This is a genomic window from Pedobacter yonginensis (assembly GCF_003173595.1).
GTDB classification, from domain to species: domain Bacteria; phylum Bacteroidota; class Bacteroidia; order Sphingobacteriales; family Sphingobacteriaceae; genus Pedobacter; species Pedobacter yonginense.
On the sequence record NZ_QGNZ01000004.1, the window covers coordinates 24,622 to 37,825 of the forward strand.

11 protein-coding genes are annotated in these 13,204 nt (G+C 34.7%); 7 read left to right on the forward strand and 4 right to left on the reverse strand.

Annotation, left to right across the window (positions count from 1 at the left end):
- Positions 1-3: 3 nt before the first annotated feature.
- The 4 genes from DHW03_RS15020 to DHW03_RS15035 form a co-directional block, all read right to left on the reverse strand.
- The gene (locus DHW03_RS15020) at positions 4-3,087 is read right to left on the reverse strand and encodes a lantibiotic dehydratase (protein ID WP_109926672.1); all 3,084 of its coding nucleotides are present in this window, start codon (positions 3,085-3,087) and stop codon (positions 4-6) included.
- A 4-nt stretch (positions 3,088-3,091) separates the two neighbouring features.
- Positions 3,092-4,291 carry a lanthionine synthetase C family protein gene (locus DHW03_RS15025; RefSeq protein ID WP_109926673.1) on the reverse strand — a complete coding sequence of 400 codons (1,200 nt, stop codon included), beginning with the start codon at positions 4,289-4,291 and terminating at the stop codon, positions 3,092-3,094.
- A gap of 168 nt (positions 4,292-4,459) precedes the next feature.
- A complete protein-coding gene (locus DHW03_RS19690; protein ID WP_109926674.1) occupies positions 4,460-4,744 on the reverse strand; it encodes a class I lanthipeptide in 285 nt (94 codons plus the stop codon).
- 284 nt (positions 4,745-5,028) lie between these two features.
- Positions 5,029-6,477, reverse strand: coding sequence for a glycosyltransferase (locus DHW03_RS15035; protein WP_109926675.1), 1,449 nt, complete (start codon positions 6,475-6,477; stop codon positions 5,029-5,031).
- A gap of 1,191 nt (positions 6,478-7,668) precedes the next feature.
- Between DHW03_RS15035 and DHW03_RS15040 the strand changes: the two genes are divergently transcribed.
- From DHW03_RS15040 to DHW03_RS15070, 7 genes are all read left to right on the forward strand, one after another.
- Positions 7,669-7,995, forward strand: a complete 327-nt coding sequence (locus DHW03_RS15040) for a nuclear transport factor 2-like protein (protein ID WP_205941017.1) — start codon at positions 7,669-7,671, stop codon at positions 7,993-7,995.
- Positions 7,996-8,038: 43 nt separating this feature from the next.
- Complete coding sequence (locus DHW03_RS15045) at positions 8,039-9,007, forward strand: alpha/beta fold hydrolase (protein ID WP_109926676.1); 969 nt, start codon at positions 8,039-8,041, stop codon at positions 9,005-9,007.
- Between the two features lie 56 nt (positions 9,008-9,063).
- The gene (locus DHW03_RS15050; RefSeq protein ID WP_109926677.1) at positions 9,064-9,414 is read left to right on the forward strand and encodes a YciI family protein; all 351 of its coding nucleotides are present in this window, start codon (positions 9,064-9,066) and stop codon (positions 9,412-9,414) included.
- 117 nt (positions 9,415-9,531) lie between these two features.
- Positions 9,532-10,557, forward strand: a complete 1,026-nt coding sequence (locus DHW03_RS15055) for an aldo/keto reductase (RefSeq protein WP_109926678.1) — start codon at positions 9,532-9,534, stop codon at positions 10,555-10,557.
- An 11-nt stretch (positions 10,558-10,568) separates the two neighbouring features.
- Positions 10,569-10,772: a hypothetical protein gene (locus tag DHW03_RS15060; protein ID WP_109926679.1), complete on the forward strand. Its 204-nt coding sequence runs from the start codon at positions 10,569-10,571 to the stop codon at positions 10,770-10,772.
- Between the two features lie 354 nt (positions 10,773-11,126).
- The gene (locus tag DHW03_RS15065; RefSeq protein WP_109926680.1) at positions 11,127-11,399 is read left to right on the forward strand and encodes a type 1 glutamine amidotransferase family protein; all 273 of its coding nucleotides are present in this window, start codon (positions 11,127-11,129) and stop codon (positions 11,397-11,399) included.
- Positions 11,400-11,512: 113 nt separating this feature from the next.
- Positions 11,513-13,183 (forward strand): serine hydrolase domain-containing protein, encoded by a 1,671-nt coding sequence (locus DHW03_RS15070; RefSeq protein ID WP_109926681.1) that lies wholly within the window; start codon positions 11,513-11,515, stop codon positions 13,181-13,183.
- The last annotated feature ends 21 nt before the right edge of the window (positions 13,184-13,204 follow it).

Genomic DNA, 13,204 nt, shown 5'->3' on the forward strand with positions numbered 1-13,204 from the left:
AATTCAATTATTAATTCCATGATTTTTGTGTCTGGCCAAAATAGATCTGTAGTACTTTTCCAAATGAAAATATAGCAATCCTTCCATCTCATTTTGATGTTCTTCAAAGATTCTGTTGGCAAACATGTGAATGTAACTCGCAATGATTCTTTTGATGGGCTCATCATTTTTTTGTGCCGACAGAAAGGTCAAATTTTGAGCTATAAAATTTTTGTGCTGAATGAAGGCTTTTTTTACGATTAGATTTTGTTGAAAATCATTCTGAAATCTGTCAATAGACACACTGAAGGATCGATATCTTTTATTGTAATCTTCTTTCTTACCTTTTTGAATCGGAACCTTTCCCAATCCGCGTTTTTCTACCTCACCGTTTATAAAGAGGTATCTCTCCCTGATGTTCGGATACACACAAGTAAGAAGGTCATCTATTAACTTAAAAGCTAAATGCCCCTTGAATTGTTGATCGTTCCAATCTAACACCTGGAAGATATTACATATAAAGTTGCTATTAACAAAAAAATATTCTTCTGAAAGTTCCATAGTATGTTCTTCATATCTTTCAATCTCCCTAGTGTAAGTGTCAACCTGCAAGTTGGTGATAATGGAATTTTTTAAATAATAATTTAATTTCTTGTAAATCTTTGAAAATACCAAACCTAGGCTTTTTTCATCATTTAACAGTAGCCTCAGACGGAGGTGCCTTTTAGGATCTGCATATCTTATAAAAAACCATTGCTTAATCAAGTTCTCCTTTAATAATTGTTTTATTAAAGGAAAAATAGTTTTGTATAAAAGTTGGCTGGCCGTTTTCGCCCCTGTATATATTTTGTAGTAAACCCATTCACTACCAGGCTCGAATTCGCGTCTTAACTTAGGTATTAGAATTGATTCAGATTGTACAATTCTAATTTTTTCGTTTGGATGCTGTACAAAAGGAATGATTATCTCATTAGTAAAACCTTTTTTTTGTGATTTAACAAATAAACTTTGAGGATTAAATAAAGCTTCTTCTAAATTCATACCTAAACCTCTCAGGAATTTCTTCGCTAAATACCTAACTCCAAAATCAGAACTGGTATCTATAAGTAGTTTGTTGTCCTGCATTGTATAGTAAACATATCTTGCTATCTTTACTTCAATAAAATAGCTAGGTAATGCCTCGATGATTTTCGGTAGATTTTTCCAGTCATTTTTGTTCACTAAAAAATCTTGTAGGTGAACATTCCATGTTGCAGGAGATAGGACAATATCTTTGTATTTTACTCGAGGTAAAAACGATCTGTTTTCACCTTCGTCCCAAAACCACTTTACTCCACCCTGTTTATCCTGCATCTGCATCTCACTAAGAAAATGATAAATAGGTAGGGAATTACCGACATAGTTGTGTGCAGAGGTAAGTCTGGGAACTACTTCTTTACCAAGTTTCTTTGAAAACAGGGTGAGCCTATGTTGATCCATTCTCAGATAGAGGTCCGTTACTTTGATTTGTTTCGATAATGGTAGCTTGGACTTACCAAGGTAAGTAATTTCAAAAGTTGATAAATGAGGTCTGTTTAAAACGTTTCCCACTCGATCTTCTGGTAAATGGACAATCTCCGCAATTGTTTGATCAGGATATAGCTCCCGCTCTTTTTTAGCAAGTTTCTCTACTTCCATTTTCAGTTCATCATTTGAATTACAAAACCTTCCAAGTAATTTTGCAAATGAAGGCCCGGTTATACTTTCTAATTGAAAAACTTCTCCCTTATCATCAAGTACTTTTGCCATAATGCTGAATGATTGATGCAGATCTGTCGCATTAGGAAAGATTCCAATTTTTTCAAGTTCTTCATCGGTTATATCAATGACAACTTCACCCTTAAAGAGGGCATTTTTAAGTTTATCTCCTTTGTATCTTTTAAGAGTTTCCAGCCTGGTGTTGACTGTTGGAAAGATAGGAAAAGTATGCTCCAGCAATTTTTTGTAATTGATGCCATTTTCCACATCCATCACATCCATTAAGCTTACAGCGGCACGATCATAACGCTCTATAAACGCTTTTTTGAAGGTTTCTAAATTTAATCTGCTAAGATCTGCAAGATTGAGTGCAATTAATAGCTGAGCTGATTTAAATAAATTCTCCCTGACACCACAACTCAGTGATGCAACTTCAGCAGTTTTATTGAGGTCAACTTGAAATAAACCTTTTTTCTTGTCTTCAAGTCCAAAAATACGCAGAGTATTTGATAATCGTTCGTAGATCTCAGTTCCGGCGGCATCGTTATTAATATTTTGTATTAAACATTGAAGCTCATTAAGCTCGTTCTTATTCTCCAAATCATAGGCATTAACCTTACCAACAAAATAATCGAAGAAATCAGTTCCAATTATAGTGGGTTCTATTTCACTTACTAAAATCTGGGCATCTATTAACTCTTCAGCGTAGGCTTCGGAATCGGCTTGGTCAAAGCCATCTGCGACTAATATTTTAACTATACTTTCTAAAGAAATGCCTCCCGAAGCCTGTTTGATCAACCTGGCGAGAACAGGTAGATAATCAATCTCGCTCAATATATAATTTCTTCGACCATTAATTATCGTATATTCATGATATCTATATTTGTTGCCAACCCGGTAGAGGCTGGAGTTAACCATATATTTTGTTTTGCGTCTGAAAGCGGGAATTTTATCGTAATATCTTACCAACTCTGTGAGTACTGCATGATCTAAACGTAATTTACGCTTCAGTGCACCTGACTGAGAACTAGGGGCCAGTCTTATTACATTTGATTTATCGAAATGCCCAACCGTAATCCCTGCAAATAATCCAAAAGGCGTGCATCTCGTGCTCATTCTCAAGACATATTCTATCAAGCTTTCTTCTAATGCCGCAATTTTTTTAGGATTTTCGAGTTCTTTCCTTAAATACCTTAGTAGCTGTTGATGTAATTCGCTTGACGCTAGGAATATCGATTCCTGCATCAAAGGATCGGCAAATATTTTAGCTAAATAATCACTTCGGTCAATAGCAGGATCAAATATTTTCAGCCCATCATGAAATGGTAATAATGGAGTTCTGATTAGGAAAAAATTGGATTCGTAAGTCATGTAATTAAACGGATATCAGAAGTGATTTATCCCATGAGAAATCATTGTTAAGATAAGAAATATATGCCAGACCAACTCCGGCAATTCCTTCTAAAAAACCATAAGAATTTATGAAACCTTTGTCTGCCTGATAACTTTTATAGCCAGCCGGTCCGTTTATGAAATTAGCATTTTCCAAACTTATTAAATACCAATAATCTGCTGCTTCCTTTAGGTATGGCAATCTTAGTTGCTGATAAAAAGAATTGTAAATGTGGGCCACGCCAGCCGATCCATGACACAAACCAGCATCGAATATTTTGGTTTCATCCAAAGATTTCCTTTTAGCAGATCGTTGAAGAATTTTTTGTATAACCAAATCAATCTGTGGCTCATTTAAAATTAAGTTAGCTGACCGTAGCGAAAGAACAACTCCCAAATCACCGTAGCACCATCCCAAACGCGAGTTAGTAAAAGGTTCAGTTTCTTTATATGCATATGGAAAATAAGAAGTATACACATCATCAGATGGACTACTTTCGAAGCACCAGAGGATAAAATTTGTAGCTCTGCTTATCAAAGACTTTAATTTTCCCCTTAAAGATGGTACCTTATTAAAAGCACAGCAAAGCACAGATAAAATACCTGGAACTCCGTGAGCGAGGCCTAAATTATGCTCACCGGGCATCGGAAGTTTTGTTCTGTAATTTAGGGCGAGCCAGGAGATTTTATTTTTGTTTTTAATGGCAATTTCCTCAAGGAAAGTAAGGGCAGATATTAATGATTGTTGAATTGTGATACTTTGTTTTCGATAGGTAAAATAAAAAAAAACGCCAAGGCCGCCATGTAGAAAATCAAAATTATATGAAGCAATTTCCTCGCACATTTTTGCACCCATATAGGAATCAAAATCACCTAAAGTTTCTTCCGTATCTACATCAGCGAAGCCGATGGCATTCAGATGTTCTAAAAACCAACCCAATCCAGAAATTCCGCCTGAATAAGTAAGCTGATGTTTACCACAATAATTGTGCGCTAGAAGGGATTGAATAAACTCAAAAGCGAAGTCTTCATCTTTCTGTAAATTGGTGTATTTAGCATAATGTACAAAAAAAAGTGCAATTCCAATCTTGCCCGATAGTAATCCCCCTCCACTAGTAGTTGTTGGAAGTGATTTTAATTCGTCAGCAATTTTATGTATCTTTTGATACATTTTTTCGTTCATAAAACCGAGTTATTGTTACTAAGTATAAGGATTTCGGAGAAATTAAGGGATGAAAAAATGGTAAGCATTTTTTAAATGCTCACCATTATATGATATTCTTAATCAATTATTAATCGAAAATTTACGTCTTGAAAGGCATACAATCAGGAATCGGTTGCTATTTAGCATCTATACATTGCACCCCAAAACCAGAGTTGCAGGCATACAGCCCTCTGTTGGACACCTAGGATTTAAAGTTTCACCAACGCATCCATCTGGATATGATGGACATTGTTCATTGGAACATTGGCCGTCTGTATTATTCTCATTACAACCTGCCTCATTGGTATTCACGGTACAACCGCTTTCATATGTGCTCCAGGTGTCAAAAGTATCACCCCCTCGCACAGCCCTTAAGGCTTGGGCGTCCATGGAAGTTATTTGTAGTTTGTTTAGGCTTAATTTTTTTTTCATAATGTTTCAGGTTGAATCTTATTGAGATATTATAAATAAAGAATAAATTACGAATTCTTGCACCTACACCTTGCATAAGCGCACTCTACTTCAAGTTAGGTTAGGTTGTGCTATGGTTCATGTGCTCGATTTAGATTTAAGGGTCTACAAAGTTGAATTCATTACGTTCCAGGCAAGCATCATATGGTAATTAACCTACAATACTCTAGGATCTTAACTTTAGTTAAAGATACTATTTATTCTCTTAAATCAAAATCTAAAATAAATGTGGGGGTTCAATAAACCTAAATTTTATCAGCCTGCAAATCTTCAGTTGTTAATGAATCCACGCTTTTTAATATGGGTTGCTGATCAAGAAGGTAGTGGTAATTATTTCTAGTGACACAATGACCATCTTGTTTGTAAAAATTGTATTTAATTAACCTATCAGATAGGTTCATTACGCCTAAATGATAAATTAATACCCTGCTATTTCGGCTGTTGTTGAAATAAGGTACAGTTGGGAAATGGAGCTTTCTATTATCCCCTAATTTAATTTGGGTATAGCCAATGTTTTTAAATAAACGGTACCGTTGATAAATTCCCTTAACATTGTTTCTTTCGCCTTCCATGTCTTGCCTGAAGAATTCAGGACTATCCCATAAGTTTATAAAATTTATTAGATATGCAGTGGGAGTCTCTTCGTGAGTTAAACTTTCAAGGCTTTCAAATTTATTACAGATTCGTTCATCAGCATCCATAAACAATATCCAATCGACATTAAAAAAGAACGATAGTTTCAATAACGTATTTCTGTTTTCTAAGTCATCAAAGCCATTCCTCTGTTTTTTTACTTTTAGTATAACTTTTTCCTCATTGATTTGTTCATAGCTGCCATCGTTACTGCCATCATCAAGTATGATGATGGCGTCGCAATTTTGTGACAGATTGTTAAGAAAATCTTTTAAATGTTTTTTTTCGTTATGTATAGAAGCCACAGCAAGAATATTAAACTTTTCATTAAAAATTCTTTCAGACTTCAAATGAAAATAATCAAAGCTTTTAAAGTAATTCAAGGCGGCTGCTCGTAAATAATTCTTTTCCTGATAGTCGTAATACCAAGTTATTCCAGTTTTATTCTCATTATATTTCTCGCAATTATCCTCTTTTACAGAGTTATCGATCAACGTTTCAAAAGCATTTTTCACAACCATGATCTTAGCTCCATCATGCTGCATAAGCCGGATTGAATCAACTTGTGTTAAACTAGGTATGAGGACATTGTTGCATTTCATTGTCCTTAAAAGGTCGTAATTACCTAAGAAAAATATTATTGGATCTTTTTGATAAGGATTTTGATTAAAATTAGCAAAAGGTGAACTTACCTCCCCTATTATAATCGAGGCCGAGTAAAAAAAATTTAATTTTAAAAACTCTGACAAAATAGATGGCTTTAGGAGGTAAGTTGCATCAAGAAAAATATACCTGTTGAAGCTACAAAACTTTAATGCAAGTTCATAAATCTCTGATCCATTCTCTAGGGACGCATGAAGCAGCTTCCAATTATAAAAAGGAAAGCTTTTGATATATGTAGAAATTAATGGTAAAATTTCTTTTTGTTTAAAAACCAATAAGATTTCCAATCCATTCTCCTGTAGCGAAGGTAGGCTGTTATTCAGGAAATTTTCTACAATCTTATAATTCAATCCCGTATAATGAATAACAACAGTTAAATCTTGATGAATTTGGTTCATATCAATGTGAATTTTTCATTATAATGCAAATAAATCATAGCATACAAGTTAAACTTAATGTCATTACAGCCATTTGCTTTTAATAATTAATTATCTAATTCCCAGAATTAGTTTGATAGAAAACTAACAAGATATTGGGCTTTGCGCTTGCCCTTGCATTATTGTCTTCAAAAAAAATCTGAAAAATAAATATAAAGTTTTAATTGGGTGTTTCAGCAGTTTGTAAGAACTTTCACATCTAAAACGATACTTCCAATTAAAGACAACTTAAAAGGCTTCTTTGGATCAAGGCTTTGACGGAAAAAGCATTGATTTTGCCTCCAAAAGGTTGCTTAAGGGGAAGAGCTATTGGAAAGCCCAATTGAGTGTATCTTCATTGATATCACTTCAGGAATTGCATCAAAACTATTTACATCGATACCAATAAATACTCTAATTATCTTTATCTTTTATTTTTTTACGGGCGATGAACTATCTGGGGATTTCGGCAATAGTAGACAGAGGATTCCGTTCCAAACTGTACACCCGTAGATAAGCCCGACTTTGAGCAGGACATCTTGAGAAGAGTCCCAAATATATCCATTCCTATTAGAACCACCGCAAAAGAAATTTTGTCAATGCTCTGCCTCCCATCCGCAAAAAACTTCACTCCACGGCATCCCGGATATGATTATCCAGTCAATAAAGCTGTTCTGGGGAAAGATTACATCCAAAAACCGACAGACAAAAAACTTCAGCAACACTCTTTCTAAAAAAACCATTTTTAAGCACTTTAGCGCTCCGCTGAAGCGGCCTTGAGCACAAAAACAACCATTGAATCAAGTTGGCTTTAAATAAGCCTTAAAACCGCTTAAAATGAGCCGAGTGGCCACTTTTAAGCGAAAACAGTGGTCATTTTGAACCGAAAAAAGTGGCCACTTTGCAGAAAAACAAGTGGCCACTTTTGGAATAATCCCCACTATATATTACGGAGAACCATTTTTAGCAAAACCCTCATATACAATTTCACTACAATAAAACCGACAATTCTTAAAATTTTAAAATTTCTAAAGTTTTGTCGGTTTTCTACAATACAGGCAAAATATAGAGGCATATTTTTGAGAAAAAATTTGACTTAATATGAAAAATAGGCTTAGACTTTAATTAATAGTTATAATGGTAATGTGGGGTTAGGTTGTTAAAGCACAAGCCGTGGATTCAAAGAACAACGTAGAATTCCCACAATTTAGAAGACATCCTTTCCATTATTCTGATGATATTGAGATAACTACACCCATGTTGAAATTAGCTGCTGATATTGATACTGGGTCAATAGAAGGCAAAGAAAATGTTAGAACTTATTGGACTGAGGCGTTAGATAGAATTCCAGACTTTAATTTTGATTTGTATGAAGTGACTACTGGTGTGAATTCTGTTGCTGTATTCTACAAATCAGTTATGGGCGGAAAAGCAATCGAAGTTATGTTTTTTGACAATGAAGGTAAAGTAAACAAAATGTTTGCTTTTTATACTAGCTGATGATATATCGTTCGTTTTTAAATTTGAATCATAAAAAGATAAAATGAGAAAGAGCACATTTTCAATTAAATTATTTGTATTAGGATGTTTAGCAATAGGTTACTTTGATAGTTCTGCACAAGATAAATCTGTAAAAACCAACGGGATTACCATTGCCTATGAATCATTCGGGAAAAAAAATAAAGAGACGATAATACTCATCCAAGGAACCGGTGCACCTATGACTGACTGGCCTGTTGAATTATGTCAAAAGTTAGTTCATAACGGATATAGGGTCATCAGGTTCGACAATAGGGATAGTGGCAAATCAACTCATTTGGATTCCCTTGGTCAACCAGATTGGGCTAAAATAGGCCCTTTTGTTACAACATGTAATCCTGCCCAATTACCATATACCATCCGAGATATGTGTACCGATGTTATTGGATTGATGGATGCTTTAAAGATTAATAAAGCCCATATTGCGGGTGTATCTATGGGAGGAGCTATTGCACAATTGATTGCGGTAGATTATCCAAAAAGGGTATATACGCTTACTAGCATAGCTGCCACTTCAGGGAATCCATCCTTGCCATGGGGAAATGAATCAACGCTGAAAGCTTTGGGCACACCACCTCCATCAAACAATAATATTGATAGTATCACTAACTATCTTGTTTTTATAAACAAATCCCTTGGAAGCACTGATAATGACCAAACATTGAGGAAGGAAGCTTTGCAACATATTCATCGCTCTTGGTATCCCGAAGGAACGGCTAGACAAGCAGCAGCAATTTTAATTACAGATCGCTGTGATAGAAGAGCGGAGTTGGCAAAGATTAAGTTACCTGTAATGGTAATTCATGGGGATGATGACCCTTTGGTTCCATTAATAGCAGGAGAAGATGTTGCAAAAAGCATCGCTAATTCCGAACTGCGCATCATAAAAGGAATGGGGCATCACATATCCATGAAGTTTATTGATGAATTAGGAGATGATATTGTAGAAAATGCAAAAAGAGTACATCAGTAATATGTTGTTATATATGTTTAAATAAAGTTGGAACGATCGAAAAATAAGTTAAAGTAATGAAAAAATTCATTGTAATTTTTAGAGAGCCTGATGGAAGGAGCATTAGACACGGTAATGATGACGTCACCAAACATCAGGAGAATTGGAAAAGTTGGTTTTCTGTTTTGGGAGAAAAAGGACATTTGAGTGGAGGCAGTAGTTTAACACTTGAGGGAAGGTTGATCAAAGGAAAAGGTGATATAGTTACGATCGAAATTTATAAGAATGGGACAGAAATAGTAGGTGGGTATTTGCTATTGAATTCAATTGATTTTGAAAATGCAGTGGAAATTATGAGGACTTGCCCCATTTATGAATTTGACGGTTATGCGGAAATCAGAGAACTTCAAAATCAAAAACAAAATTAGTTTCTTGAGAAGAATATGTCCATATAATATTTAAGGCTTCGGGATATTTGGCATGTACTTTAACGAAACGCAACTTCCTTTTATTTAAAAGGAATAAAGTAGATAAACTACAAGAGCATGGAGTATAATTTATTGGGGCAAACAGGTTTACTTGTATCTGAGTTTTGCTTAGGTACAATGACTTTTGGTGATCATACTAAGTTTAAAGGTATTGGTGGATTAAATGAACTAGATGCTGAAAACCTCGTGAAAATTGCGGTTGATTTTGGAATCAATTTTTTTGACTCTGCCAATTCTTATTCAGACGGCCGTTCAGAGGAAATGTTGGGTAAATCGATAAAGAATTTAGGATTACAAAGAGATTCATTAATTATTGCAACAAAAGTAAGAATGAGTGTGGGAAAAGGACCAAATGACTGTGGGTTATCAAGGAAACATATTCTGGTAGAAGTTGAAAAAAGTTTAAAAAGGCTTAAAACCGATTATATTGATCTTTATCAAATTCATGCTCACGATCCATCAACCTCTTTAGAAGAAACCTTAAGAGTTTTGGATGATTTAGTGAGAAGTGGAAAGGTCAGGTACATTGGAGCCAGCAATTTTCCTGCTTGGAGATTAAGTATGGCATTATCTTTTTCAGAATTTAAAAATTTAGAAAAATTTGTTGCATTACAAGCCTACTATACAGTAGCAGCAAGAGATCTTGAGAGAGAAATTATACCATTATTAGATAATCAACAGCTCGGATTATTAATTTGGTCTCCGCTTGCCGGTGGTTTATTAAGCGGTAAATATAAAAGAGAATTAGATAAAAATGTAGGTCGTCGCAATACAGTTGATTATCCTCCTGTAAATCTTGAGAAACTCTTTATGATACTTGACGTATTAAAACCTATTGCTGATGCACATAACGTATCAGTAGCGCAAGTTTCACTAGCCTGGTTGTTACAGCAAAAAGCAGTTACTAGTATTATCATTGGTGCAAAAAATAAAGTACAGCTTGAAGATAATATAAAATCTTCAAGTCTTAACTTAACTGATTCTGAATTAAAGAAGATAAATGAAATAAGTAAACTGTCGCCTGAGTATCCTGGTTGGGTTATAGAATATAGTCGGGGTAATAGGAAGAGATATAATTTATAAGCATTGTAACCATGGAAAATGATAATAAAAATATAGAAAATGCTCATAGCGTTCACATGGCGTTAAAAGATTTTCATTCTGCTATGATCACCCTGTCAGCAAATGACTTAGCAAATTTACATGCGACTGATGCAATTTATGAATTCGCACTGCTAACTACAGGAAGGCCTGAACGATATATGGGACAAATGCAAATTCGAAATGGTTTCCAATAAGCTTGGGATAATGCTCCAGTAACTAGAGAAAAGATTAAAGATGTTGTAGACTTTGAAACCAATGATCCAGAAGTAGTCGTAGCCGAGCAAAAGGCTATTGTTAAATTATCAAAAACTGGTAGAATATTTAACCTTAATTTTTTACTTATATTAAGATTCGGAAACGGAAAATTTATTCACACCCGCGATTATGGTGATGCACTTCGTGTCTCTCTGGAATTGGACAGACTCCCAGCACTAATTAATTCTTTGAGGAAAACTTGAAAAAATTAAAACTTTAACGGGATTGATACTTCTTAGTAAAAGGTTTGGCAAAAAAAAAAATTCGTTCAATATCAATTTATCTTAAACCCAATGATTAATAAACGTGTAGCTCGTAAAGGCTTTTTGGATCATTCAGAACACACAAGTAACGCTTTGTTTTATCTTCAAAATTTCGCTGTAAATTACAGTGGGTCGAACAATTATAAAGATGAGCTCGCAGTTACAGACAACAATATTATTACTGCAAACGGCATAGCGCCCATTGAATTCCCACGTGAAATTTTTAAAACTTTAAAGCTATATGATAAAATAGAAATTGAAAAATGGTTTCAATTATTCAAACATGGTATATGGACAGAATAAAAAAAAATTATAATTTCTCTAGAGCTAAAGAATGACAGTAGTCTACGATTGTTCAGAATATGATAAGAAATAATTAAGAAATTGAATTTAATAGTTATAAATACTGAGTTAGAATGAAATCAACGATAATTATGCTCCTATTACTTCACTTTAAAATTTTAGGATATTGCCAAGACACAAAGAGCAATGGTAATTCCCAAGAAATGATTAAAGGTTTGCAGTCATTGATAATTAAGAAGATGGAAGAAAGCCACGTTGTTGGGGCTGCTATTGCATTGGTAGATGACCAGTCTGTTCTTTGGTCAAGTGGATTTGGTTATGCTGATTTGGGCAAAATGAGGAAAGTTAATGCTGAGACTATGTTTAGCATTCAGTCCATATCAAAAATGTTTACAGCGACAGCCTTTTTAATAGCGGTGGAAAATAATAGAATTAATCTTGATGACCCACTTTTAGAATATTATCCATCATTTAGGATAAAATCAAGGTATAAAACTCAAGAAGTACCAAAAATTACCTTTAGGCACTTATTAAGCCATAGGGCAGGTCTTCTTCAGGAAGCTCCACTGGGAAACAATTATGATACGGTCCATTACTCTTTTGAGAAACATGTCGAAAGTATGAATGACTCGTGGTTAAGGTTTCCGGTTGGTAAATTTTACAGTTACTCCAACATGGGTTTCGATCTTGTTGGCTACGTGCTTTCCAAGCAATCTAACATGACCTTTCCAGATTATATGAACAAAACACTATTTACACCTCTTGGAATGAAAAATAGTACGTATGACCAACAGCAGGTTTACAACACGGGAAATTTTGCCAAGGGATATATTGAGAGTGAGGAGCTTCCCAAAACCTATATAGCCGATCTTGCTGGTGGTGGATTATATTCAAATGTGAACGAAATGGCGAAATTTATTTCATTTCATCTTAATGACTGTAAACTGGGAAAGGACCCCTTAATTTCGTCTGAGCTTCACTCCCAAATGTATTCCGTTCAATATCCGTTGAAGAATCAAAGCAGTGGTTATGGTTTGGGTGTTAGAGTCAAGCCATATCATGGCGCTACATTAGTTCAACATGCAGGCGGAGGATACGGATACAGAGCAATACAGGGATGGATTCCGCAATACAAAATAGGTGTAGTGATATTGACAAATGATGGTTTTGGCTCATCATTCTCTGATGAAATCTTTTCTACCGCTATGAATGAAATGATAAAACTCAGATTAGGAAAGTTGCCTGCTTCCTACATTGATAAACAGATTGATACCCTAAAGCTACCAGCGGACTATCTTAGCAAACTAGAAGGCACTTACAAGACAAATCGGAGATTGATTAGTGTTATCAACGAAAAAAGAGGATTGTCGATAGACTTCAATGGTTATATAGTCAGATTGTTCGCGAAGAGCAAAACCGAATTTTTTTCCAAAGAGGGGGACCAGTATGTTTTTTCTTTAGATGAAAGAGGAGATCCGAAATACTTTATTAATCTAAATGGGAACAATCCAGACTTTTACATTTTCAATGACAAAAAAAATGAAAATAAGGGAAAAATAAAGCCTAAATGGGAATCATTCTGTGGTCTTTATAAGGGTTACAATAATGGGCAAAAAGAAGAGATTAAGGTGTTGACCAAGAATGGATTTTTATATACTGACTTTGGAGGAATGACAAAGGTAACCGAATATCAACCGGGAATTTTTTTCACAACAGATGGTGAGTCATTAATTATAAAAGATGATGAACTTTATATAGGGAATAGAAGATTTTTAAAGGAATAAAGGGGCGTAAAGTATGGCTGA

Coding starts and splice junctions, on each gene's coding strand:
- DHW03_RS15020 (WP_109926672.1), bottom strand. CDS start 3,087: ATGACTTACGAATCCAATTTTTTCCTAATCAGAACTCCATTATTACCA.
- DHW03_RS15025 (WP_109926673.1), bottom strand. CDS start 4,291: ATGAACGAAAAAATGTATCAAAAGATACATAAAATTGCTGACGAATTA.
- DHW03_RS19690 (WP_109926674.1), bottom strand. CDS start 4,744: ATGAAAAAAAAATTAAGCCTAAACAAACTACAAATAACTTCCATGGAC.
- DHW03_RS15035 (WP_109926675.1), bottom strand. CDS start 6,477: ATGAACCAAATTCATCAAGATTTAACTGTTGTTATTCATTATACGGGA.
- DHW03_RS15045 (WP_109926676.1), top strand. CDS start 8,039: ATGAGAAAGAGCACATTTTCAATTAAATTATTTGTATTAGGATGTTTA.
- DHW03_RS15050 (WP_109926677.1), top strand. CDS start 9,064: ATGAAAAAATTCATTGTAATTTTTAGAGAGCCTGATGGAAGGAGCATT.
- DHW03_RS15055 (WP_109926678.1), top strand. CDS start 9,532: ATGGAGTATAATTTATTGGGGCAAACAGGTTTACTTGTATCTGAGTTT.
- DHW03_RS15060 (WP_109926679.1), top strand. CDS start 10,569: ATGGAAAATGATAATAAAAATATAGAAAATGCTCATAGCGTTCACATG.
- DHW03_RS15065 (WP_109926680.1), top strand. CDS start 11,127: ATGATTAATAAACGTGTAGCTCGTAAAGGCTTTTTGGATCATTCAGAA.
- DHW03_RS15070 (WP_109926681.1), top strand. CDS start 11,513: ATGAAATCAACGATAATTATGCTCCTATTACTTCACTTTAAAATTTTA.